The following is a 21,598-nucleotide window of genomic DNA, read 5'->3' on the forward strand; positions in this document are numbered from 1 at the left end:
TCAAGCCGTGAACGCGCCCTCGCTGCCCCAGATCCCGCCCACAGGCACCCACGCCCTCACCCTGCCGGGCGGCACCGTGCTGTGGCTGCTGCCCCAGCGCGCGGTGGTCTGGCCGGCCGCGCGCATGGCCTTTGTGGCCGATGTGCACTTCGGCAAGGCCGCCAGCTTCCGCCGCGCGGGCCAGCCCGTGCCGCATGGCACCACGGCCGACAATCTGGCCCGGCTCGATGCCGTGCTGGCCGCCACGGGCGCGCAGCACCTGGTCTTCCTCGGCGATTTTCTGCACGCGCGCAGCGGGGCCGAGGCCCCCCTGTGGGCCCAGTTGCGGCCCTGGCGCGAGCGCCACGCCGGCATCCGCATGACCCTGGTGCGCGGCAACCACGACCTGCTTGCGGGCGATCCGCCTGCGGCCCTCGCCATCGACCTCACTGACGAACCCTGGCAGCCGGTGGAGGGCGCCGAGGTGCTGGCCTGCCACCACCCCCTGGCCATGGCCGGCAGCACCGTGCTGGCCGGCCATCTGCACCCCACGGTGACCCTGTACGGCCTGGCGCGCGATGCGGCACGCCTGCCCTGCTTCGCCTTCACGCCGGGGCTGCTGGTGCTGCCGGCCTTCGGAGCCTTCACGGGGACATCGAGCCAGTCCATGGCGCCACAGGCGCGGCGGTTGGCGGTGGTGGGGGATCGGGTGGTGGAGGTTCGGCCGTCTGGCGAGTCAGATTGAGCCCCGCCGCTTGGCCCTTGTGCCAATGAGGCCTTTCGGTCTTGCCGCAGCCCAATTTCCCACCCCAAACCGCTTCCGCTATAGACAACGCATCAAAAAATTGCGCCTACCCGTCGGCAAATTTTGCATTGTGGGATTCGATTGCAAAAACCGGGTCCCGCGAAAGCGCCAAAGGACGAGAATGCGAGAGCATTCGCGTTTGGCCCCTGCCATACCCCGGCAAAGGGCATTTACACACTCGTTTCGTGAGACAAGCCATGACGACCCAGCAACCGACCATCATCTACACCCTGACCGACGAGGCGCCTCGCCTGGCCACGGCTTCTTTCCTGCCCATCATCCGCACCTTCGCGGCGCCTGCGGGCATCAACGTGGCGGAGTCCGACATCTCCGTGGCCGCCCGCGTGCTGGGCGAGTTCCCCGAGTTCTTGAAGGAAGACCAGCGCGTTCCGAACACCCTGGCCGAGCTGGGCAAGAAGACGCTGCAGGCCGATGCCAACATCATCAAGCTGCCCAATATCAGCGCCTCGGTGGCCCAGCTCAAGGCGGCCATCGCCGAGCTGCAGGGCAAGGGCTACGCACTGCCCGACTACCCGGACCAGCCCAAGGACGACAAGGAAAAAGAGATCAAGGCGCGCTACGGCAAGTGCATCGGCTCTGCGGTGAACCCCGTGCTGCGCGAAGGCAACTCCGACCGCCGCGCGCCCGCCGCCGTGAAGAACTACGCGCGCAAGAACCCCCATTCGATGGGTGAATGGAGCCAGGCATCGCGCAGCCACGTCTCGCACATGCACCACGGCGACTTCTACCACGGCGAAAAGTCCATGACGCTGGACCGCCCCCGTGAGGTGAAGATGGAACTGATCACCAAGAGCGGCAAGACCATTGTCTTGAAGCCCAAGGTCGCGCTGCTCGACCGCGAAGTGATCGACAGCATGTTCATGAGCAAGAAGGCGCTGCTGGAGTTCTACGAGAAGGAAATCGAAGACGCGCGCAAGACCGGCGTGATGTTCTCGCTGCACGTGAAGGCCACGATGATGAAGGTCTCGCACCCCATCGTGTTCGGCCACTGCGTGCGCATCTTCTACAAGGACGCGTTCGCCAAGCACGCCAAGACGTTCGACGAGCTGGGCGTGAACGTGAACAACGGCATGGTCGACCTGTACACCAAGATCGAGACGCTGCCCCAAAGCCAGCGCGACGAGATCAAGCGCGACCTGCACGCCTGCCACGAGAACCGCCCCGAGCTGGCCATGGTGGACTCCGCCAAGGGCATCACCAACTTCCACTCGCCCAACGACATCATCGTGGACGCGTCCATGCCCGCGATGATCCGCAACAGCGGCAAGATGTGGGACGCCAACGGCCGCCTGAAGGACGTGAAGGCCGTGATGCCCGAGTCGACCTTCGCCCGCATCTACCAGGAGATCATCAACTTCTGCAAATGGCACGGCGCCTTCGATCCCAAGACCATGGGCACGGTGCCCAACGTGGGCCTGATGGCCCAGCAGGCCGAAGAGTACGGCTCGCACGACAAGACCTTCGAGATCGCCGAAGACGGCGTGGCCAACATCACCGACCTGGCGACCGGCGAAGTGCTGCTGTCCCAGAACGTGGAAGCCGGCGACATCTGGCGCATGTGCCAGGTCAAGGACGCCGCGATCCGCGACTGGGTCAAGCTGGCCGTCACGCGCGCCCGCAACTCGGGCATGCCCGTGGTGTTCTGGCTCGACTCGTACCGCCCGCACGAAGCGCAGCTGATCACCAAGGTCAAGATGTACCTGCACGAGCACAACACCACCGGCCTCGATATCCAGATCATGAGCCAGGTGCGTGCCATGCGCTACACGCTGGAACGCGTGATCCGCGGCCTGGACACCATCAGCGCCACCGGCAACATCCTGCGCGACTACCTGACCGACCTGTTCCCCATCATGGAACTGGGCACCTCGGCCAAGATGCTGTCCATCGTGCCGCTGATGGCCGGTGGCGGCATGTACGAAACGGGTGCCGGCGGCTCCGCCCCCAAGCACGTGCAGCAGCTGGTGGAAGAAAACCACCTGCGCTGGGATTCGCTGGGCGAGTTCCTGGCGCTGGCCGTGTCGTTCGAAGACCTCGGTATCAAGACCAGCAACGCCAAGGCCAAGATCCTGGCCAAGACGCTGGACGCCGCCACGGGCAAGCTCTTGGACAACAACAAGAACCCCTCGCCCAAGACCGGCCAGCTGGACAACCGCGGCAGCCAGTTCTACCTGGCCCTGTACTGGGCCCAGGAACTGGCCGCTCAGACGGACGACAAGGAACTGGCCACGCGCTTTGCCGCACTGGCCCAGGAACTGACGGCCAAGGAAGAGACCATCGTGGCCGAACTGGCTGCCGTGCAGGGCCAGCCCGCCGACATCGGCGGCTACTACCACCCCGACGTGTCCAAGCTCGACAAAGTGATGCGCCCCAGCGAGACGCTGAACAAGGCGCTGGCTGCTGTGGCCTGATTTTTTGCAGCTGCCCCAAAGCAAAGGCCCCGCGTAGCGGGGCCTTTTTTATTTTTCGGATGTTCAGGGCCTGTCGCGGTCCACCACGCGGCTGTTCAGGGGCTTGGGCACATAGGCCGGCAGGAAAGCGCAGCCCTTGCCGAATTTGGCCTCGTTGGCCGGGCACTGCTGGGCAATGACCTCGGGCGTGGGCTTGGCGCCCTCGTCCACCCAGCGCAGCAGCGCGGTCATCAGCGTGGGGTAGGTCGGGTCGCTCAGGTAGCTGTGGGTGTTGTGCTGGGTAAAGGTCTGCACCAGGCGCGCGCCGCTGCCCGCGCGCTCCATGGTGCCCTTGAAGAAGGCATCGAGCTCGACGAAGGCGGTCGGGTCGTCCACGCCCTTGGTAGTGAGCACGGGCACGTCGATGCGGCCTGTGGGGTCGGTGTCCTGCGCGAAGCGGGCCAGGGCCTGCGGATCGGCTTTGTAGCGCAGCACGGCGGCGTTGAGCGCCGCATCGTCGGGCGAGCCCGTGTAGCGCGCGCCGGTGTTGCCGAAGGGGCTGGCATCGCCCGTGCGCAGGTGCACCACATCGCGGTAGTGGAAGGTGCCCCAGTTCAGGTGGCTCTGGATGGAGCTGGCAGGGATGCGGAGTACGTCGACAATCGTCTTGACCTTGCGCTGCTGCTCGGGCGTGCGCTGGGCGGCAGGCTTGTCCAGGCCCAGGCAGTCGTTGACCCGGGCCGTGAGCTCGGCGCCGGTCAGCTTCGCACCGGCCGGCAGGCCGATGTTCAGCGGGTACTGCGCCTCGCTGGGCAAGGGATGGTTGTGGCACAGATGCTGGTAGACCACGCGCAGGTCGGTGCGGAAGTCGTACGAGCGGCTGCCGCCGGCGAGCAGGCCGCTGGTGAGCAGCACGGCGTCATAGGGCCGGGGGCTGACGGCGCCATGGCCGAACATGTCGGCCCCCATGGCGGCCACGCTGGCCCCCCAGGACTGGCCGTGCAGGATGGTGCGGCGCGGCTGCGCCACCTGGGCGATGAAGATGCGGCGCAGGCGCTCCGTGTCTTCGGCCGCGGCGCGCACGGCCACGCCGCCCTGGCGGAAGGTGCTGCCGGCCCAGGCATAGCCGGCGCGCACCATGATGGACCAGCGCTCCAGGTCCTCCACCGCGCGCTCGGGCTTGGGGGCGCCCAGCGTGGGGCCGCCGTGCGAGTGCATCACCAGCACCTGGTTCCAGGCCTTGGGCATGGCGATGAGGTAGTAGGCGCCGGCCGAGTCCTGGCCCGAGAGGCAGCGCGCGATGGCCTCGATGTCCTTGGGGCAGGCCGTGGCGACAGGGGCTGCCTCCTTGCTGGCGGGCACGGCGGTGCCCACGCCGGCGGCGGGCGGCGTCTTCATCGGAGCGCAGGCCGCCAGCAGCAGGCTGGCCGCCAGGCCTGGCAGGACCAGCCGCCTTGCGGGCACGGGGAATGCAGAGAGGGGGTGCATGGGCAATTCGTCTCCGGGAATGTCGTGTGGTTCTGGGGAAAGGAGCGGGCAGCAAGGGCCGTGGTGCATCGTAGAAAGCCGCCTGCGGCCCGTCAAATAGCCTGGGCAGGGCAGCTCCATACGCCATGCATATGCCCATGCGGCAGCCCGCCCCCGCACGCCCTGGCTATAGTGCTTCCCCGTGCCTGTGTGAGCCCGTGCCGCGCCGTGCATCGCTGCCGCAAATCCTTCCCGCCCGGAGTGGGGCTGGATTTTGTTAACCAAATAGTGAATTATTCAGGCATGAGCAAAGACACCGACACCACAGCCAAGGAGCGCCAGCGCGACGCCGACCGCTCCCAGGGCGCGATCCTCAGCGCGGCACGCGACGAGTTCGCCGAGCATGGCCTGGGCGGCGCCCGCATGGACCGCATCGCCGAGCGCGCGGGCCTGAACAAGCGGCTGATCTACTACTACTTCGAGGACAAGGAGACCCTGTTCCAGGCCGTGCTGGAGCAGGCCTACCTGCACATCCGCGAGGAGGAACGCAAGCTCAACCTGCTGGAGCTGGAGCCCGCCACCGCGATCCGCCGGCTGGTCGAATTCACCTGGGTGTACTACCTGGAGAACCCCCAGTTCCTGACCCTGCTCAACAGCGCCAACCTGCACAAGGCGCGCCACCTGCAGGAGTCGCAGCGCGCGCGCGAGATGAACTCGCCCCTGATCGCCATGCTGGGCGAGGTGCTCGAACACGGGCGGCGCGAGGGCAGCTTCCGTGGCGGGGTGGACCCGCTGCAGCTCTACGTCTCGATCGCCGGGCTGTCGTACTTCTACCTGTCGAACAACCACACCCTGTCGGCCATCTTCGGGCGCGACCTGATGACGCCCAAGGCCCGCAACGAGCGGCTGACGCACATGTGCGACGTCATCCTGGGCTACGTGTTGAAGTAAGGCCCCCCTGAGGCGCTTCGCGCCTTCACCCCTCTCCCGGTGCACGCAAGCGGAGCGCCGCCTGCGCGGCTTGGCAGCCCTTGCACAGGAGCACTGGCTTGGGCGGCGCCATTGGCACAGGTCTTCGGCGGTGCAAGCGCCCCTGCAGCCCGGGTAAACCCCTAGCTTCGTTCGATGCGTCCGCGTTGACGCAGGCGCAGCAATGCCTAAAAATCCGATTATTCACCATTCAGTGAATTAAAGAGCAAGTCCAAGCCTGCCAACGGAGACAAATCCATGCCCTTCTTCCGCACCACCCGCCGCGCAGCAGCCACCGCCCTGGCGGCGGCTGCGCTCACGTCGCTGTCCTTCGGCGCCTTCGCGCAGGGCGGCTACCCCACCAAGCCCATCCGCGTGATCGTGCCCTTTGCGGCCGGCAGCACCACCGACATCATTGCGCGCGCCATCGCCGACAAGATGGGCCAGAGCATGGGGCAGTCGCTGGTGGTGGACAACCGCGGCGGCGCCAGCGGCACCATCGGCCAGCAGGCCGTGGCAACCGCCGCGCCCGATGGCTACACGGTGATGATCCACTCGTCCTCGCACACGGTGAGCCCGCTGACCTTTGCCAAGCTGCCCTTCGACACCACGGGCGACTTCGCGGGCGTGACGCCGATTTCCTCGCTGCCCAATGCGCTGGTGATCTCGCCCGCCAAGGGCATCAAGACGCTGCAGGACCTGGTAGCCGCGGCCAAGGCCAAGCCCGGTACGGTGAACTTCGCCTCGGCCGGCCAGGGCAGCGCCACGCACCTGAACGCCGAGAAATTCAAGCTGGCCGCCAAGATCGACGCGACCAACATCCCCTTCAAAGGCTCGGCCGAGGCCGTGACCGAGGTGCTGTCGGGCCGCGTGGACTACTACTTCTCGCCGATCGCGCCCGTCATCGGCCAGATCAAGGACGGCCAGTTGCTGGCGCTGGCCGTGGGCTCGCCCAAGCGCGCGGCCGCCCTGCCCGATGTTCCCACCACGGCCGAGGCCGGCGTGCCCGGCTCGGAATTCAACTTCTGGATCGGCATGATGGTGCCGGCCAAGACGCCGCGCGACATCGTCAACCGCCTGCACGACGAGGTGGTCAAGGCCCTGGCCACGCCCGAGGTGAAGGAGCGCTTCCTCAAGCTCGGTGCCGATGCCTGGACGCTCAAGCCCGAGCAGTTCGACGCCTACATCAAGGACGAGATCAAGAACAACGCCGCGCTGGTCAAGGCGGCCGGCCTCTCGCCCGCCCAGTAAGCCCATCCCGCGCTGAACCGTACCGCCAGCCCCTGCCATGGGGGTGGCCAGGCCGCGCCTTTGCCCATTTCTGCAACCTTTGAACTGAACGGACCTACCACCATGGCAACCCAACGACTCGGACTCATCATGCACGGCGTCACCGGCCGCATGGGCATGAACCAGCATCTGATCCGCTCCATCTGCGCCATCCGCGCGCAGGGCGGCGTGCTGCTGGCCAACGGCAACCGCGTGATGCCCGACCCCATCCTCATCGGCCGCAATGCCGAGAAGATGGAGGCCCTGGCCAAGGCGCATGGCATCGCACGCTGGGGCACGGACCTCGACGCCGCGCTCGCCAACCCCGAGGACACCGTGTTCTTCGACGCCGGCACCACGCAGATGCGCCCCACCCTGCTGGCCAAGGCCATCCGCGCGGGCAAGCATGTGTACTGCGAAAAGCCCATTGCCACCAACCTCAACGAGGCGGTGGAGATCGCACGCCTGGCCTCGGGCTCGGGCCTCAAGCATGGCGCCGTGCAGGACAAGCTCTTTCTGCCCGGCCTGCGCAAGCTGGACATGCTGCGCCGCGCGGGCTTCTTCGGCCGCATGCTGAGCGTGCGCCTGGAGTTCGGCTACTGGGTCTTCGAAGGCGACCTGCAGCCCATCCAGCGCCCGAGCTGGAACTACCGCAGCGAAGACGGCGGCGGCATGATCCTGGACATGATGTGCCACTGGCGCTACGTGCTGGACAACCTGTTCGGCGAAGTGAAGTCCGTCTCGTGCATCGGCGCCACCCACATCCCGCAGCGCTGGGACGAGGCGGGCCAGCCCTACAAGGCCACGGCCGACGACGCCGCCTACGCCACCTGCGAGCTCACGGGCCACAACGGCGAGCCGGTGATCGCGCAGCTCAACATGAGCTGGGCCACGCGCGTGCGCCGCGACGACCTGGTCACCTTCCACGTGGACGGCACCGACGGCTCGGCCGTGGCCGGCCTGTCGAGCTGCCGCGCGCAAAGCCGCGTGGCCACGCCGCGCCCGGTGTGGAACCCCGACGAGAAGCAGACCATGAACTTCTTTGACCAGTGGCAGGAGATCCCCGACTCGCAGGTCTACGACAACGGCTTCAAGATCCAGTGGGAGCACTTCATCCGCCATGTGGTGGAAGACGCCCCCTACAAGTGGACCCTGCCCGAAGGTGCCAAGGGCGTGCAGCTGGTGGAAGCCGCGTTGGAAAGCTGGAAGGAACGCCGCTGGGTGGACGTGGCACCGCTGAAAGCCTGACGCCTGACCACTTGACCCTTTTCACCCCATAGCCCGAGCTCACCATGGCCCTTCGCCTCTCCCTGCCCACGGCCGACGGCCGCACCAGCCCCTACACCCTGCAAGGCCGCGCGCCCGTGGTTCCCAGCAAGGGGGCCGTGTTCAACCGCATCGCCTACTCGGCCGCCCATGTGGTGGCCGACCCGCTGGCCGCCATCGACCCCTGGCTGCAGTGCGCGGTGGACTGGGACGCCACCATCGCCTACCGCCAGCGCCTGTGGTCGCTGGGCCTGGGCGTGGCCGAGGCCATGGACACCGCGCAGCGTGGCATGGGGCTGGACTGGCCGACCTCGCTGGAGCTGATCCGCCGCTCGCTCGACGCGGCGCGCGATTTCGGGCCGGGCGCGCTCGTGGCCTCGGGCTGCGGCACGGACCACCTGGTGCTGGACGAGGTGAAGTCGGTGGACGACGTGATCCGCGGCTACGAGGAGCAGATGGAGGCCATCGAAAAGCTCGGCGGCAAGCTCATCGTGATGGCCAGCCGCGCGCTGGCCCGCGTGGCGAAAAGCCCCGCGGACTATGAGCGCGTGTACGACCGCATCCTTGCGCAGGCGCGCCAGCCCGTGGTGCTGCACTGGCTGGGCGACATGTTCGACCCGGCGCTGGCCGGCTACTGGGGTTCGCGCGATGTGGATGCGGCCATGGACACGGCGCTGGCCGTGATCGCCGCGCACCCGGACAAGGTGGACGGCATCAAGATCTCGCTGCTCGACAAGGACAAGGAGGTCGCCATGCGCCGCCGCCTGCCCGCCACAGGCGGCACCGACGGCCAGGGCGTGCGCATGTACACGGGCGACGACTTCAACTACGCCGAGCTGATTGCGGGCGATGGCGCCGGCAGCACGCCGCGCCAGGGCCAGAGCGATGCGCTGCTGGGCATCTTCGACGCCATCGCACCGGCGGCGAGTGCCGCGCTGGCGGCGCTGGCCGCGGGCGACCAGGCGCGCTTTCACGCCATCCTGGGGCCCACGGTGCCGCTGTCGCGCCACATCTTCGCGGCGCCCACGCGCTTTTACAAGACGGGCGTGGTCTTCATGGCCTGGCTCAACGGCCACCAGGGCCACTTCACCATGGTGGGTGGGCAGCAGAGCACGCGCTCGCTGGTGCACTTTGCCGAGCTGTTCCGACTGGCCGACCAGGCCGACCTGCTGGAGCAGCCCGAGCTGGCCGTGCAGCGCATGGGCCACCTGCTGGCATTGCACGGCGTAGCCGCCTGAGCACCGCCATGCGTGATTTCTCGCAAGACCACCGCTGGCTGTCCATCAACACCGCCACCGTGCGCAAGCAGCAGGGGGCGGAGGTGCCGCTGTCGCGCATCATCGACCAGTGCGCCGAGCGCGGCATCCGCGCCATCAGCCCCTGGCGCGACCAGGTGGCTGCGGCCGGGCTGGAAGCCACCGCGCACCAGCTGCGCGCCCATGGCATGGCGCTGTCGGGCTACTGCCGGGGCGGCTTCTTCCCGGCCGCCGATGCGGCCGGCCTGCGCGCCGCACTGGACGACAACCGCCGCGCCATCGACGAGGCCAAGACGCTCGACGCCGCCTGCCTGGTGCTGGTGGTAGGCGCCCTGCCCGGCGCGCTGGAGGGCACACCGCACTACACCGACCTCGCGCGCGCACGCAGCGAGGTGTTCGACGGCATCGCCGCGTCGCTGGAATACGCGCGCCAGGTGGGCATGCCCCTGGCCATCGAGCCGCTGCACCCCATGCAGGCGGCCGACCGCGCCTGCATCAACACCCTGGAGCAGGCACTGGACATCTGCGATGCGCTCGACGCGAACAAGACCGGTGCACTCGGCGTGGCGCTGGACGTGTACCACGTGTGGTGGGACCCCAAGCTCGCGCAGCAGATCGCGCGCGCCGGCAAGGAGCGCCTGCTGGCCTACCACGTCTGCGACTGGCGCCTGCCCACGCGCGACCTGCTCAGCGACCGCGGCATGATGGGCGACGGGGTGATCGAGTTGAAGAAGATCCGCCAGTGGGTCGAAGCCGCAGGCTTCGAGGGCTATGCCGAGGTGGAGATCTTCTCGGCGCTGGACTGGTGGCAGCGCACAGGCGAAGACACGCTGGACACCTGCATCACGCGCCACCGCACGGCGGTCTGATGCAGGTAGCCAGCTTCAGGCTGGCAGCGGCGCCACCGTGCGCCGCACACGGCGCACATTGAAGGCACTCGCGATCAGCACGCCCTGCACCACGGCCAAGCCCAGCAGCACGGCCGTGAAGCGCCCCTGGTCGAGCAGCACGCCGAACAGCAGCGGCGACATGGCCTGGCCGATGTCCAGGCCCGAGTACACAATGCCGTAGACCCGGCCCGTGGAACCCTCGGGCGTGGAGCGCTTGACCAGCAGGTCGCGCGAGGGGCCGGCAATGCCGGCGCAAAAACCCATCACACCGAACATCACGGGCACCAGGGCGCCAGGCGGATGCGCCAGGGCCAGGGCCACCGCCACGCAGGCGGCGAGGCCGAAGCCCACGCCCACGATGCGCTCGCAGCGGCTCGGGTCGGCCGCGAGGAAGCCGCCCAGCACCATGCCGCCCGCGCTGGCCACCATGTAGACCGTGAGGCACATCGCTGCCAGCGCCACGGGCACCGCATGCAGCTGGCGCGCTGCCTCGGGGGCAAAAGCCTGCACCACGTTGAGCGAGACGGCGTAGAAGAAGAAGAACGCAAAGCACATCCACACGGCCGGGATGCGCAGGAAGGAAAAACTGCCCTGCTGTGCGCCTGCCCCACCCTTGGCAGCGGCAGCCAGTGCGGGCGGCAGCTCCAGTACCCGGCGGTTGAACAGCAGCAGCGCGAGAACGGCAAAGGCCAGCACGCCCGCGCACACCAGGGCCACACGCCAGGAGAAGGCGATCGCCAGCGGCACCAGCATGGCCGGTGCCAGCGCCCAGCCCAGGCTGCCAGTGATGCCGTGCACGCTGTAGGCATGGCCCAGGCGCGGCGCGCTCACGCGGCGGTTGAGCAAGGTGTAGTCCACCGGGTGGAACACGCCGTTGCCGATGCCTGCGAGCACCGAGAAAGCGGCCAGCATGGCGTAGCTGGTGCTGGCCGCAAAGCCGAAGGCCGCCAGGCCCAGCAGCGCCAGGCCGCCGAACAGGATGGGGCGTGGGCCAAAGCGGTCGACCACAAAGCCCGAGCCCGCCTGCACGGCGCACGAGACCACGAAGAAGATGGTCATGAGAAAGCCCAGCTCGGTGTAACCGACCTGGAAGGCATCCTTGAGCCAGGGGAACAGCGGCGCCAGCAGCAGCTGGCTGTAGTGGCTGATGAGGTGGGCGATGCCCACGAGGCCGATCACGCCCGCGTCGGCACGCAGGGGAACAACGGCGGCAGCGGGGCTGGCGGCGGGGTTGGCAGAGGTCATGCCGAAATCGTAGTATTGCGCCTGAGTTTCTGGAATGCGACGGATAGACAGCTTTCGGCGAATTTGCGCCAACTCCGTATACACAGCCCACCCACCCATGGCACGCACCAGCCAAGTCGCCCCGCTCGGGGACACCGACCCCTTTGCCCCGAACCCCGCACACCCGGTGCGGGTGCGCGCGCGCAACATGCCGGCCGACACGCACTTCGAGCCGCACCGCCATGCCTGGGGGCAGCTGGCCTACTGCGCCAGCGGCGTGATCCAGGTCAGCGTGGTGGCCCCGGTGGCGCCCACGGCCTACATCGTGCCGCCCTCGCGCGCGGTGTGGATCGCCCCGGGCGCGCTGCACGCCATCGCCGTGCTGGAGGCTGCGGCCTTTCGCACCCTGTACATCGATCCCAGCGTGGTGCCCGCCGATGGGGCCGTCTGCCGGGTCATGGCCGTGACGCCGCTGCTGCGCGAGCTGGTGTCTGCCCTGGACCCCGTGGGCGGCCCGCCGCCCGGCCCGGCGCGCGAGGCGGCCCTGACCACGCTGGTGCTCGACGAGATCGGCCAGGCCGAAGTGCTGGCCCTGGGCGTGCCCCTGCCCGGCCCCGACAGCGACAAGCGCCTGCGCGCCCTGTGCCAGGCCGTGCTCGAAGCCCCTGGCCGCCATGCCACGCTGCACGGCTGGGCCACCGACAGCGGCGCCAGCGAGCGCACCCTGGCGCGGCTGTTCCAGGCGCAATTCGGCATGGGCTTTGCGCCCTGGCGCAAGCAGGCGGTACTGGCCCACGCCCTGCCCCGCCTGGCGCGCGGCGAATCGGTGGGCGCAGTGGCGGCCGCCAGCGGCTACGCCAGTGAAAGCGCGTTCTCGGCCATGTTCAAGGCGGCCATGGGGCAGCCGCCGAGTTGGTTCATCGGCAGGAACGATGCCTTTGGGCCGTCTTCCGCATGACCGCCAGGGGGCCTTCGGCAACCGCCGGGACAGCAGGCAGTCTTGCACCCGCCCGATGCGGCGATACTGGGAAGCAGCAACACCAGGTTTCAGGGGAGAGGGAAAGCATGATTCGACAGTTGTTCCTTGGCACAGCCGCCTGCCTGGCGCTGGCCGCGCCAGCGTGGGCCATCAACAAGTGCACAGGTCCGGATGGCAAGGTGTCGTTCCAGGATGCACCCTGCGCAGGCGCAGGCAAGGGCGAGAAGATCGAGGTCCGGCTGTCGAGCAGTGGCATCGGTACCGCGGCGGCGGCGCCGGCGGCCGCCACACCGGCCTCGGGTGCATCGGCAGCGGCACCTGCCGCGGGCGCCGCATCCGCCCCGGCTGCGGCCACTGCTCCCCCCGCACGCAAGGAAGGCGCCTTTGGCGAGACCTGGCGCCGCAAGACCGACCTGGAGCAGCGCCTGATCCGCGAAGCGCGCGGCACGCTGAACGCCCACCAGCAGCGCTGCACAGCCGAGCAGCGCGAGCGGGCTGCGCGCCGCACCCAGGCCCGCACCAACACGGCCGTCGCCACGTCCGAGCAGGCCCTTGCGTCCGAGATGCAGGCCGCGACCGCCGCCTGCGAAATGCGCTCGCGCGAGCTGCAGGCCAATGTGGACGCGCTGGAGAAAGAGCTCAAGGAATTGAGCAAGAAATAGCGTCCACAGAAGGGCCCGCGCGAACGCTCAGCCCGGCGCCCCCACCTGCTGCACCAGCGCCATGGCAAAGCGCCCGTGGCCCACGGACCAGTCGGAATAGTCGTTTTCGTGCATGAAGATGAACACGTCGGCCGGCTCCACCTGCGCCATGGCCTGCAGCTTGCGCGCGATGGCGGCATAGAGCGCGCGCTTCATCGCATCGCTGCGCCCGCGGCGCAGGGTGATCTCCACCACCACCACGGCGTCCGAACGCGCCACACCGTTGAAACTGCGGCTGAAGGCGAACTGCCCTGGCGCATAGCCGGTGACCATGTTGAACAGCTCGTCCTCGGGCATGCCGATGCCCTCGACCAAGGCCTGGTGGATGGCCTGGACGACGGCCTCGCGCGTGGCTGCAGGGGTGGCTTCGGGCACATGGGTGTGGATGAAAGGCATGGGCTTATGTTCCTGAAAATCAAAACTGGCTGAGCCCGGATTCTTGCCGTTGACCCTCTGGCGGAAAAGCGATTTATGCTCCGCATCTATGTGCATTGAAGTCACATAGCCATGCCCCACCGCCTGCCCCCGCTCGCTGCCCTGCGCGCCTTTGAAGCCGCGGCCCGCCTGGGTCGCATGACGGCAGCCGCCGACGAGCTCTCGGTCTCGCCCGGTGCCATCAGCCGCCAGGTGCGCCAGCTCGAAGACCATCTGGGCCTGCCGCTGTTCGATGGCAGCAAGGCCCGGCCTACCCTGACCGCCGCGGCGCGCACGCTGCAGCCCGTGCTGACCACGGCCTTCCAGCAGATCGCGGACACCGTGCGCGCGCTGGGCGACGCCCACCAGGGCCCGCTGGACGTGGCCTGCTTCAGCACCTTCACCGTCAAGTGGCTGATACCGCGACTGTTCGACTTCCATGCGCAGCACCCGGGCATCGAGGTGCGCCTGCGCACCACCGACACGGGCACCGATGCCGCGCGCGAAGGCTGCGACCTGCTCATCACCGCCGAGGAGGCGACCGGCACGCCCCGCGACGCGGCCACCGCCCTGCCCCTGTTCGCAGAACGCCTGGGGCCCGTGCTGTCGCCTGCACTGGCTGCGCGCGCCGGTGTGCTGCGCACGCCCGCCGACCTCGCCCGCCAGCCCCTGCTGCATACGCGTGCCCGGCGCAGTGCATGGGCCACCTGGGCGGCAGCGGCCGGAGCGGACTGGCCCGAGGCCGCGGCGGCTGCCGGCCCGGTCTACGAGCACTACTACTTCACGCTGGAGGCCGCCGTGCGCGGCCTGGGCATAGCCATGGCCCCCTGGCACCTGGTGGTGGACGATGTGCAGGCCGGACGGCTGCTCGCGCCGTTCGGCTTTGCCGCCTCGGGCTACGACTACCTGGCACTGCGGCGCACGGGGGCCGCACACCCCAGGCTTGATGTGTTCAGCGCCTGGCTGGTCGCGCAGGCGTGCGCGATGCCCTCGCCGCTCAGCGCGCAGCCTTGAGCTCGTCGATCCAGCGCTCCAGCGCGATGGCATCCGCGACGAACTGGCGGATGCCTTCGGCCAGTTTCTCGGTGGCCATCGCATCCTCGTTGAGCGCCAGGCGGAACGCGGATTCGCCGAAGTGCATCGGCGCCGTGGATGCCTGCGCCGCAGTGCCGGCCTGCGGCATGGGCACCACCGGGGCCACGCCGGTTTCGGGCCTCAGTCATCCCACCGGAACAGCCTGTGGGCGCGGTGCTTGGTGGTTTCGATCAGGCGTGCGTTGGGTTCATCCGTGCGGCCCACCCACGCCAGCGCGTCCTCGCGGCTGCGGCCGTATTCTTCATGGCGCCGGGTCAGGCGGCGGGTGCGCAGGCCATCGTCGACATCGACGTACCAGACCTCGTCCAGCAGCCCGGCAACGCCTGCCCAATGGCCGCTGTCGAGCAGCAGGTAGTTGCCTTCGGTGATGACCAGCCGGGTCTGCGGCGCCACGGCAATGGCCCCCGCGACCGGCTCTTCGATCTCGCGCCGGAACTCCGGTGCATAGACGGTTTCGCCAGGCTGCTGCGCCCGCAGGCGCTGCAGCATGGCGGCATAGCCTGCGCTGTCGAAGGTGTCGGGGGCCCCCTTGCGGTCCGCGCGGCCCAGCCGCTCAAGTTCCACATGGGCCAGGTGGTAGCCATCCATGGGGACCACCTGCGAGACGTCGGCGAAAGCCTGCTGCAAGGTCGTGGCCAGCAAGGATTTTCCGGCGCCTGGCGGCCCGGCCAGCCCGAGCAGCTTGCGTTGGCCGTCCTGCAGGAGTTGGTGCACGCGCACCAGATGGCGGGGCGGGATGGTGGGAAGTGCGCGGGTCGTCATGCGTTCATGGTCTTCATGCCCGCCACGCGGCCGGGATCTGTTCCGCAGGCAAGGCCCCCGTCATGACCGACACCGTGTCGCTCATGGTCACCGCCTTCGGGTTGAGCACGGCACCGCGCTTGCCCAGGCGCGCGACGTGGATGCGGTCGGCGATCTCGAACACATGGGGCATGTTGTGCGAGATCAGCACCACGGCCAGGCCCCGGTCGCGCACGCGGCGGATCAGCTCCAGCACCATGTTGCCCTCCTTGACACCCAGCGCTGCCGTCGGCTCGTCAAGGATCACCACATGCTCGGCGAAGGCCGCCGCGCGCGCCACGGCCACGCATTGCCGCTGCCCGCCGGACAGGGTTTCGACCGCCTGCGTCATCGAGCGGATGCCGACCTTCAGGTCGTTCATGCGCGCAATGCTTTCTTCCAGCATGCGCTTCTTGTCGAGCATGCGCAGCACACTGCCCATGAAGCCCTTGCGGCGCAGTTCACGACCCAGGAAGAGGTTTTCGGCAATCGTCATCGCGGGAGCGACGGCCAGGTCCTGGTACACGGTTTCGATGCCTTCGCGGCGCGCGTCGACCGGACCTTTGAAATGCACCGGCTTGCCGTCGAGTTCGATCACCCCTGCGTCAGGGATGGTCGCGCCCGACAGGCACTTGATCAGCGAGGACTTGCCAGCCCCGTTGTCGCCGATCACGGCGAGGATTTCGCCCGCACGCAGCTCGAAGTCGGCGCCATCGAGGGCCGTGACCTGGCCATAGCGCTTGACCAGGCCCGCGGCCCGCATGACGACGGGGGTTTGCGCAGCCATCAGCGGCCTCCTTTGCGCGACAGTTGATCGACCGCAACCGCCAGGATCACGAGGATGCCGGTGATCAGCATCTGGTAGACGGACGACACGCCCATCAGCGTCAGGCCATTGCGCAGCACGCCCACGACCACGGCCCCGATCAGCGAGCCGAGCACCACGCCGCGGCCGCCGAACAGGCTGGTGCCCCCCAACACGACGGCGGTGATGGCATCCAGCGCCTCGGTCTGCCCGGCGTTCGGGTCGCCCACGCCGGTGCGGGCCACGGCCAGCAGCGAGGCGATGCCGTAGAACACCCCGGACAGGGCATACACGCCCAGGATGACGCGCTCGGGCGGGATGCCGACCAGCCGCGTCGCCTCGGGGTTGTTGCCCACTGCATAGACATGCCGGCCCGAGGCCGTTTCGCGCAGCCAGAACCATACGCAGAGGTACAGCAGCACCATCAGCACCGTGCCGTAGGCAATGTTGGTGCCACCAATGGCGAAGGTGCTGCCCAGCCAGGTCATGGACGCCGGCACTTCGGTGACCGTCTGCGCCCCCGAATACAGCTGCGTGATCGCGAAGGCGATGTTGAAAACGCCCAGCGTGACGATGAACGGTGGCAGCTTGAGGCGCGTGACGAGCAGGCCGTTGAGCAGGGCGAACAAGGTGGTCACCGCCACGCCGACCAGCACCGCGAGAAACGGCGGCAGCCCGAAGTCGGCGGCCACCTTGGTCATCACGATGCTGCCCAGCGCCATGACCATGCCGCACGACAGGTCGATGCCGGCGGTCAGGATGATCAGCGTCTGGCCGATGGCGATGACGCCGACGACCATGACCTGCTGCAGGATCAGCGAGAAGTTGTCCCCACTGAGGAAGCGCTCGGTGGTGCTGCCAAAGATGGCGCAGGCCATCAACAGCGCGATGAAGGGCCCGAGCTGGCCGAGGGGGGGCAGTTTGTCTTTCAACGTGGGGATCCTCAGGATGGGGGCTGAAGGCGGGCGCCCGGGGCCTGCGCCCAGGCCGGCTACTTCTTGCCCCAGCACAGGTCGGTGCCGGTCTTCACGTCCTTGCTGTCGACACCCGCAACGGCCTTGCCGGCGATCAAGGTCACGCCGGTGTCGGTGTAGCCGCTGACCTTCTTGCCGCTCTTGGCGTACTCGATCCCCGCCTCCACCCCCATGGCCGCCATTTTCAAGGGGTACTGCTGCGAGGTGGCGGCGATCTTGCCGGCCGCCACGTCCCTGATGCCGTCGCATCCACCGTCCACGGAGACGATCATCACGCCCTTCTCCTTGCCGGCCTTCTGCAGCGCATTGAATGCGCCCGCGGCTGCCGGCTCGTTGATGGTGTAGACCAGGGTGATGTCGGGGTTCTTCTGCAGGCAGTTCTCCATGGCCGTCTGGGCCTTGGCACGGTCTCCAAAGCTGTCGGCCATGCATACCACCTCTGAAGGCCGGGCCAGCTCGTTGTTCTTCGCGTCGTAGCTGGCCAGGCCGAAGCCCTGAAGAAAGCCGTTGTGCCGTTGCGCACCCACCGGATGGCCCGGCAGAAGATCGAGCGTTGCGATCTTCAAGGGCTTGCCCGGCGCACTGGCGGCGAGGGCCGCCTTGGCGTATTGGCCAATCAGCACACCGGCCTTGTAGTTGTCGGTGGCAAACAGTGCGTCGGTGCCATCGGCGGGGTCCGTCGGGCTGTCCAGCGCGATCACCATCACCCCCTTGTCGCGCGCCTTCTTGATCGCGGGAAGGATGGCCTTGGAGTCGTTGGGCGTGATCAATATGGTCTTGGCACCCGCGCCGATCATGTTCTCCATCGCGGTGATCTGGCCGGCATTGTCGCCATCGGCCTTGCCGGCACCGCTCAGCAGCTTGGCCCCCTTGGCTTTGGCGACTTCGGCGGCGCCTTCCTTCATCTTCACGAAGAAGGGGTTGGTCTCGGTCTTGGTGATCAGTCCGATGACCGGCGTATCGGCCATCGCCGCGCCAGAGGCGGCCAGCAGGGTTGCGATCAGGGTGGCGTACTTCAAGTTCATCGGATGTCTCCAGAAGATGGTCGGGTCCAATTCGGCCTTGTGCAAGCCCTTGCCTGGACACATGCCGTGTGCGATTATGGGAATACGCAAGCGCTTGCGCAAGCGCTTGCTACCTAGGGAAATCCATAGGCCTCGGTACGTCTTCGGCGGTGGGCCAGGGCCGCGCGGGCCTCCGTCCGGAATTCCCGGGATGGGTGCGATACGATGAAGAAAACCCCATGCCTGCCCACCACGCCGTGCATCCGATGGCACGGCGTGGCAGTACAGGCCATGGGGCTTGGAGCTCAATGGAGAACTGATGATTACGATGGAAACCGTCGCGGCGGCCGCAGGGGTATCGACCTCGACGGTCTCGCACGTCATCAACAAGACGCGCAAGGTCCACCCCGATACCGAGCGCGCCGTGCTGGACGCCATCGAGCGGGTCGGCTACTCGCCGAACCACCTGGCACGGGCCCTGGCAGGTGCTCCGACCAGGACCGTCGGGGTCGCCATTTCCGTCCTGTCGAACCACTACTTCGCCGCCGTGGTGCGTGCCATCGAGGCCGAGTGCGCCAAGCGAGGCCTGATGATGCTGCTGGCCGACACCCACGAGGATGCCGACTACGAGCTGAAAGTGGTGCAGGCCTTGCACGAGAGGCGTGTCGATGGCATCGTGATTGCCCCCTCCGCCGAGCCACAGCACCGCGCGCTGGACTACCTGCGCGACAAGGGTGTGCCGACGGTCCTGGTGGACCGGTTTGTCGGGACCACGTTTGACCAGATTGGCGTGGAGAGCCGCGATGCGGCCCAGACCCTGGTGGAGCACCTCATCGGACTGGGCCACCGGCGCATTGCCCTGGTGTCGGGGGCAGCAGGGCTGTCCACGACGACGGAACGGCTCGAAGGCTACTGCCGCGCCCTGGAGGCGGCAGGCATCGCTTTCGACCCGGCCCTGGTCCGCAGCGGCGAGTCACGGTCCGAGCCGGCCAGCGCAGCCGTGCACCACCTGCTGTCGCTGGACCAGCGCCCCACGGCCTTGATGACCGGCAACAACCTGATGACGATTGGCGCCATGCAGGCCTTGCGCGCTGCCGGGCTGGGCGTCCCGAACGATATTTCGCTCGTCGGCTTTGACGACTTTGACTGGGCCGACGTCTTCTCTCCACGCCTGACGGTCATGGCGCAGCCCGTGGAAGAACTCGGCACCCGGGCGGTCCGCCTGTTGGCCCGGCGCATTGCCGACCCCGGTGCGCGCCGCCAGACCGTGCGGCTCGCGCCCACGCTGCGCATGCGCGACTCTGCGGGCGTTCCCGGACCCCGGTGACACCGACCCTGCCCCGTTGCAGCATTGCGGCCTGGGTCGCCCTGCTTCTCAGCGAGAGCGCATGTCCCTGGCCATCCTGCGTTCAGTGGACCCGGTCTGCGACCGGTGCCCCCGCAGCGCAGGTCTGGGGTGCCAGGCAATCGACCTGGAGCACCAGCTCCCCCAGGGCAGGATGCACGCCCTGCTCGGCCGCACGGCGCTCCACCTCACTGCGCAATGGGGTGCCGGGCAGCGCCACCGAGCGCGCGCAGCCCCGGCAGGCCATGCGCACCACGGCGCTCTCCGCGGCATCCACCGGGCACAGGCGGTAGAGGCTGCGCTGGCTGTGCTCGCCCCGGCCCTGCAGCAGCACGCCCAGGAACTCCAGCTGGTGGATGGCCCGGTACACCGTGCTCACGCTCACGCGCGTGCCGCGCAGCAGCATCTGGCGAAACACCTCGTCGGCCGCCACACCGCAGGCGCCTGCGGCCTGGATGACCTGCAGGATGCCGATGCGCGCTGTGGTCGGCCGCAGGCCCGCATCGCGCAGGCGCTGCAGCAGGGAGGGGCACGCGCTCACGGGCGCTCCATGGTGGCCAGGCCCGGGGCGGGCCCGGGCGCTTCCCAGCCACCGCCCAGCGCCTTGTACAAGGCCACGGCCGCCACCAGCCGCGCCTGGCGCAACTGGGCCGCGTGGTCCTGTCCGGCATACAGGGTGCGCTGGGCATCGAGCAGGGTGAGCAGCGTGTCGGCGCCTGCGCGGTAGCGCACCTGCGCCAGGGCGTAGGCCTGTTGCGCCTGCTCCAGCACCTGGGCCTGCGCGGCGGTTTGTGCGCCGGTACCGGCCACGGCCTGCAGCGCCCGCTCGGCATCGCCCACGGCCGCAATGATGGCGGCCTGGTACTGCGCCAGCAGTTCGTCGCGCCGCGCCTGGGCGATCTCGGCCCCGGCGGCCAGCCGGCCGCCACCAAAGATCGGGGCCGTGAGCCCTGCGGCCAGGCTGTACAAGGGGTGGTCGAAGGCGCGGCCCGGGCGATCGCCGCCCACGCCCAGGCCGGCGCTCAGGGTGATGCGTGGCAGCAATGCGGCACGCGCAGCCTGCACGTCGGCATGGGCGGCGGCCAGTTGGGCCTCGGCGCGCGCCACATCGGGCCGGCGCACCAGCAGGTCGGCGGGCAGGCCCGCGCCCACAGCCGGCGGCTGTAGCGCCACGAGGCTGTCGGCCTGCACGGCGGGCGCCGACGCCTGGCCCAGCAGCACGGCCAGGGCCGTGTGCTGGTCCTGCACCTGCTGGCGCAGCGCTTCGATGGCCTGGCGCTGCGCAGCCACCAGGCCGCGCTGCTGGGCCAGCTCCAGCGGGGTCGCGGCACCAGCGCGGGCGCGGGATTCGACCAGGGCCAGCACGCGCTCGGCGCTGTGCAGGTTGAGCCCGGCAATCGCCAGGCGCTCGCGCCCGCCCACCAGGCGCAGCCAGGCCTCCGCCACGGCCGCGGTGAGCGTGAGGCCCACCGTGTCGCGGTCAAAGCGGCTGGCCCGCAGGCTGGCGAGTGCGCTGTCGTGCCCTGCGCGCTGGCGGCCCCAGAAGTCGAGTTCGTAGCTCGCGGCCAGGCCCGCTGCATAACGGTTGGCCGCCGTGCCCTCGGTGCTGCTGCCGCCCGAAAAGCGCGCCTGGCGGCTGGCGTCCGCCGTGGCGTTCACGGCGGGCAGCCGTGCGGCGCCGGCCTGGCGCGCCGTGGCCTCGGCCTGGCGCAGGCGGGCTGCCGCAGCGGCCACATCCAGGCTCTGCGCCTGGGCGGCCTGCACCAGGGCATCGAGCTCGGCGCTGCCCAGGCTGCGCCACCAGCCGGGGGCAATGGACAAGGGGCCAGGGCCGCCCCGCGCCGACCACTGCGCGGGCAAGGCCGGCGCTGTGGCCGCCAGGGGCGGCGGGGTGGTACTGGCGCAAGCGCACAGCAATGCGGCCGCCAGCAGGGTCAGGGCATGGGAGGAAACAGCAGACATCGG

21 protein-coding genes are annotated in these 21,598 nt (G+C 68.8%); 11 read left to right on the plus strand and 10 right to left on the minus strand.

Going from position 1 to position 21,598, the window contains the following annotated elements; translation table 11 throughout:
- The first annotated feature begins 7 nt into the window (after positions 1-7).
- Together pdeM and HNP48_RS01830 are read left to right on the plus strand one after the other, a co-directional pair.
- Positions 8-724: a ligase-associated DNA damage response endonuclease PdeM gene (gene pdeM, locus HNP48_RS01825; RefSeq protein ID WP_184855138.1), complete on the plus strand. Its 717-nt coding sequence runs from the start codon at positions 8-10 to the stop codon at positions 722-724.
- Positions 725-981: 257 nt separating this feature from the next.
- Complete coding sequence (locus HNP48_RS01830) at positions 982-3,216, plus strand: NADP-dependent isocitrate dehydrogenase (protein WP_184855139.1); 2,235 nt, start codon at positions 982-984, stop codon at positions 3,214-3,216.
- Between the two features lie 63 nt (positions 3,217-3,279).
- On the opposite strand, the gene HNP48_RS01835 is transcribed toward HNP48_RS01830, so the two are convergent.
- A complete protein-coding gene (locus tag HNP48_RS01835; RefSeq protein WP_184855140.1) occupies positions 3,280-4,683 on the minus strand; it encodes a hypothetical protein in 1,404 nt (467 codons plus the stop codon).
- Positions 4,684-4,965: 282 nt separating this feature from the next.
- On the opposite strand from HNP48_RS01835, the gene HNP48_RS01840 reads away from it, so the two are divergent.
- From HNP48_RS01840 to HNP48_RS01860, 5 genes are all read left to right on the plus strand, one after another.
- Positions 4,966-5,613: a TetR/AcrR family transcriptional regulator gene (locus HNP48_RS01840; RefSeq protein ID WP_184855141.1), complete on the plus strand. Its 648-nt coding sequence runs from the start codon at positions 4,966-4,968 to the stop codon at positions 5,611-5,613.
- 276 nt (positions 5,614-5,889) lie between these two features.
- Positions 5,890-6,882, plus strand: a complete 993-nt coding sequence (locus tag HNP48_RS01845) for a tripartite tricarboxylate transporter substrate binding protein (RefSeq protein WP_184855142.1) — start codon at positions 5,890-5,892, stop codon at positions 6,880-6,882.
- A gap of 102 nt (positions 6,883-6,984) precedes the next feature.
- A complete protein-coding gene (locus HNP48_RS01850) occupies positions 6,985-8,148 on the plus strand; it encodes a Gfo/Idh/MocA family protein (RefSeq protein WP_184855143.1) in 1,164 nt (387 codons plus the stop codon).
- Between the two features lie 44 nt (positions 8,149-8,192).
- A complete protein-coding gene (locus HNP48_RS01855) occupies positions 8,193-9,404 on the plus strand; it encodes a dihydrodipicolinate synthase family protein (RefSeq protein ID WP_184855144.1) in 1,212 nt (403 codons plus the stop codon).
- 8 nt (positions 9,405-9,412) lie between these two features.
- Positions 9,413-10,291 carry a sugar phosphate isomerase/epimerase gene (locus tag HNP48_RS01860; protein WP_184855145.1) on the plus strand — a complete coding sequence of 293 codons (879 nt, stop codon included), beginning with the start codon at positions 9,413-9,415 and terminating at the stop codon, positions 10,289-10,291.
- A 15-nt stretch (positions 10,292-10,306) separates the two neighbouring features.
- On the opposite strand, the gene HNP48_RS01865 is transcribed toward HNP48_RS01860, so the two are convergent.
- A complete protein-coding gene (locus HNP48_RS01865) occupies positions 10,307-11,557 on the minus strand; it encodes an MFS transporter (RefSeq protein WP_184855146.1) in 1,251 nt (416 codons plus the stop codon).
- 97 nt (positions 11,558-11,654) lie between these two features.
- Between HNP48_RS01865 and HNP48_RS01870 the strand changes: the two genes are divergently transcribed.
- Both HNP48_RS01870 and HNP48_RS01875 read left to right on the plus strand, forming a co-directional pair.
- Entirely contained in the window at positions 11,655-12,494 is an 840-nt protein-coding gene (locus tag HNP48_RS01870) for a helix-turn-helix domain-containing protein (RefSeq protein WP_184855147.1), read from the plus strand.
- A 107-nt stretch (positions 12,495-12,601) separates the two neighbouring features.
- Positions 12,602-13,177: a DUF4124 domain-containing protein gene (locus tag HNP48_RS01875; protein WP_184855148.1), complete on the plus strand. Its 576-nt coding sequence runs from the start codon at positions 12,602-12,604 to the stop codon at positions 13,175-13,177.
- 27 nt (positions 13,178-13,204) lie between these two features.
- Here the strand turns inward: HNP48_RS01875 and HNP48_RS01880 are convergent, their stop codons facing one another.
- Positions 13,205-13,612 carry a tautomerase family protein gene (locus HNP48_RS01880; protein WP_184855149.1) on the minus strand — a complete coding sequence of 136 codons (408 nt, stop codon included), beginning with the start codon at positions 13,610-13,612 and terminating at the stop codon, positions 13,205-13,207.
- A gap of 111 nt (positions 13,613-13,723) precedes the next feature.
- On the opposite strand from HNP48_RS01880, the gene HNP48_RS01885 reads away from it, so the two are divergent.
- The gene (locus tag HNP48_RS01885) at positions 13,724-14,644 is read left to right on the plus strand and encodes a LysR substrate-binding domain-containing protein (RefSeq protein ID WP_184855150.1); all 921 of its coding nucleotides are present in this window, start codon (positions 13,724-13,726) and stop codon (positions 14,642-14,644) included.
- Here the strand turns inward: HNP48_RS01885 and HNP48_RS35775 are convergent.
- The 5 genes from HNP48_RS35775 to HNP48_RS01910 form a co-directional block, all read right to left on the minus strand.
- Positions 14,628-14,831, minus strand: coding sequence for a hypothetical protein (locus tag HNP48_RS35775; RefSeq protein ID WP_409362525.1), 204 nt, complete (start codon positions 14,829-14,831; stop codon positions 14,628-14,630). The genes HNP48_RS01885 and HNP48_RS35775 overlap by 17 nt on opposite strands.
- A gap of 14 nt (positions 14,832-14,845) precedes the next feature.
- Positions 14,846-15,487, minus strand: a complete 642-nt coding sequence (locus HNP48_RS01895; protein WP_184855151.1) for a nucleoside/nucleotide kinase family protein — start codon at positions 15,485-15,487, stop codon at positions 14,846-14,848.
- A 13-nt stretch (positions 15,488-15,500) separates the two neighbouring features.
- Positions 15,501-16,292: an ATP-binding cassette domain-containing protein gene (locus HNP48_RS01900; RefSeq protein WP_184855152.1), complete on the minus strand. Its 792-nt coding sequence runs from the start codon at positions 16,290-16,292 to the stop codon at positions 15,501-15,503.
- Positions 16,292-17,188 carry an ABC transporter permease gene (locus HNP48_RS01905; protein ID WP_260420071.1) on the minus strand — a complete coding sequence of 299 codons (897 nt, stop codon included), beginning with the start codon at positions 17,186-17,188 and terminating at the stop codon, positions 16,292-16,294. The genes HNP48_RS01900 and HNP48_RS01905 overlap by 1 nt, the downstream gene beginning before the upstream one ends.
- 113 nt (positions 17,189-17,301) lie before the next feature.
- Positions 17,302-18,309: a sugar ABC transporter substrate-binding protein gene (locus HNP48_RS01910; protein WP_184855153.1), complete on the minus strand. Its 1,008-nt coding sequence runs from the start codon at positions 18,307-18,309 to the stop codon at positions 17,302-17,304.
- A gap of 298 nt (positions 18,310-18,607) precedes the next feature.
- Here HNP48_RS01910 and HNP48_RS01915 point away from each other — a divergent pair, with 298 nt between their 5' ends.
- Complete coding sequence (locus HNP48_RS01915) at positions 18,608-19,615, plus strand: LacI family DNA-binding transcriptional regulator (RefSeq protein ID WP_184855154.1); 1,008 nt, start codon at positions 18,608-18,610, stop codon at positions 19,613-19,615.
- Between the two features lie 82 nt (positions 19,616-19,697).
- On the opposite strand, the gene HNP48_RS01920 is transcribed toward HNP48_RS01915, so the two are convergent.
- A complete protein-coding gene (locus tag HNP48_RS01920) occupies positions 19,698-20,174 on the minus strand; it encodes a transcriptional repressor (protein ID WP_184855155.1) in 477 nt (158 codons plus the stop codon).
- Positions 20,171-21,595 (minus strand): efflux transporter outer membrane subunit, encoded by a 1,425-nt coding sequence (locus tag HNP48_RS01925; RefSeq protein ID WP_260420049.1) that lies wholly within the window; start codon positions 21,593-21,595, stop codon positions 20,171-20,173. Before HNP48_RS01925 ends, HNP48_RS01920 begins: the two co-directional genes overlap by 4 nt.
- Between the last annotated feature and the right edge of the window lie 3 nt (positions 21,596-21,598).

Origin of the sequence: Acidovorax soli (genome assembly GCF_014207955.1) — a bacterium.
In the GTDB taxonomy this organism is placed as follows: Bacteria; Pseudomonadota; Gammaproteobacteria; order Burkholderiales; family Burkholderiaceae_C; genus Acidovorax; species Acidovorax soli_A.

Excerpts from the sequence above, each read along its gene's own strand:
- HNP48_RS01840 (WP_184855141.1), top strand. The coding sequence starts at position 4,966 with ATGAGCAAAGACACCGACACCACAGCCAAGGAGCGCCAGCGCGACGCC.
- HNP48_RS01915 (WP_184855154.1), top strand. The coding sequence starts at position 18,608 with ATGATTACGATGGAAACCGTCGCGGCGGCCGCAGGGGTATCGACCTCG.
- HNP48_RS01905 (WP_260420071.1), bottom strand. The coding sequence starts at position 17,188 with ATGGCCTGCGCCATCTTTGGCAGCACCACCGAGCGCTTCCTCAGTGGG.
- HNP48_RS01865 (WP_184855146.1), bottom strand. The coding sequence starts at position 11,557 with ATGACCTCTGCCAACCCCGCCGCCAGCCCCGCTGCCGCCGTTGTTCCC.
- HNP48_RS01855 (WP_184855144.1), top strand. The coding sequence starts at position 8,193 with ATGGCCCTTCGCCTCTCCCTGCCCACGGCCGACGGCCGCACCAGCCCC.
- HNP48_RS01875 (WP_184855148.1), top strand. The coding sequence starts at position 12,602 with ATGATTCGACAGTTGTTCCTTGGCACAGCCGCCTGCCTGGCGCTGGCC.
- HNP48_RS01925 (WP_260420049.1), bottom strand. The coding sequence starts at position 21,595 with ATGTCTGCTGTTTCCTCCCATGCCCTGACCCTGCTGGCGGCCGCATTG.
- HNP48_RS01885 (WP_184855150.1), top strand. The coding sequence starts at position 13,724 with ATGCCCCACCGCCTGCCCCCGCTCGCTGCCCTGCGCGCCTTTGAAGCC.
- HNP48_RS01900 (WP_184855152.1), bottom strand. The coding sequence starts at position 16,292 with ATGGCTGCGCAAACCCCCGTCGTCATGCGGGCCGCGGGCCTGGTCAAG.
- HNP48_RS01870 (WP_184855147.1), top strand. The coding sequence starts at position 11,655 with ATGGCACGCACCAGCCAAGTCGCCCCGCTCGGGGACACCGACCCCTTT.
- HNP48_RS01910 (WP_184855153.1), bottom strand. The coding sequence starts at position 18,309 with ATGAACTTGAAGTACGCCACCCTGATCGCAACCCTGCTGGCCGCCTCT.
- HNP48_RS01845 (WP_184855142.1), top strand. The coding sequence starts at position 5,890 with ATGCCCTTCTTCCGCACCACCCGCCGCGCAGCAGCCACCGCCCTGGCG.
- HNP48_RS01850 (WP_184855143.1), top strand. The coding sequence starts at position 6,985 with ATGGCAACCCAACGACTCGGACTCATCATGCACGGCGTCACCGGCCGC.
- HNP48_RS01835 (WP_184855140.1), bottom strand. The coding sequence starts at position 4,683 with ATGCACCCCCTCTCTGCATTCCCCGTGCCCGCAAGGCGGCTGGTCCTG.
- HNP48_RS01830 (WP_184855139.1), top strand. The coding sequence starts at position 982 with ATGACGACCCAGCAACCGACCATCATCTACACCCTGACCGACGAGGCG.
- HNP48_RS01895 (WP_184855151.1), bottom strand. The coding sequence starts at position 15,487 with ATGACGACCCGCGCACTTCCCACCATCCCGCCCCGCCATCTGGTGCGC.
- HNP48_RS01860 (WP_184855145.1), top strand. The coding sequence starts at position 9,413 with ATGCGTGATTTCTCGCAAGACCACCGCTGGCTGTCCATCAACACCGCC.
- HNP48_RS01880 (WP_184855149.1), bottom strand. The coding sequence starts at position 13,612 with ATGCCTTTCATCCACACCCATGTGCCCGAAGCCACCCCTGCAGCCACG.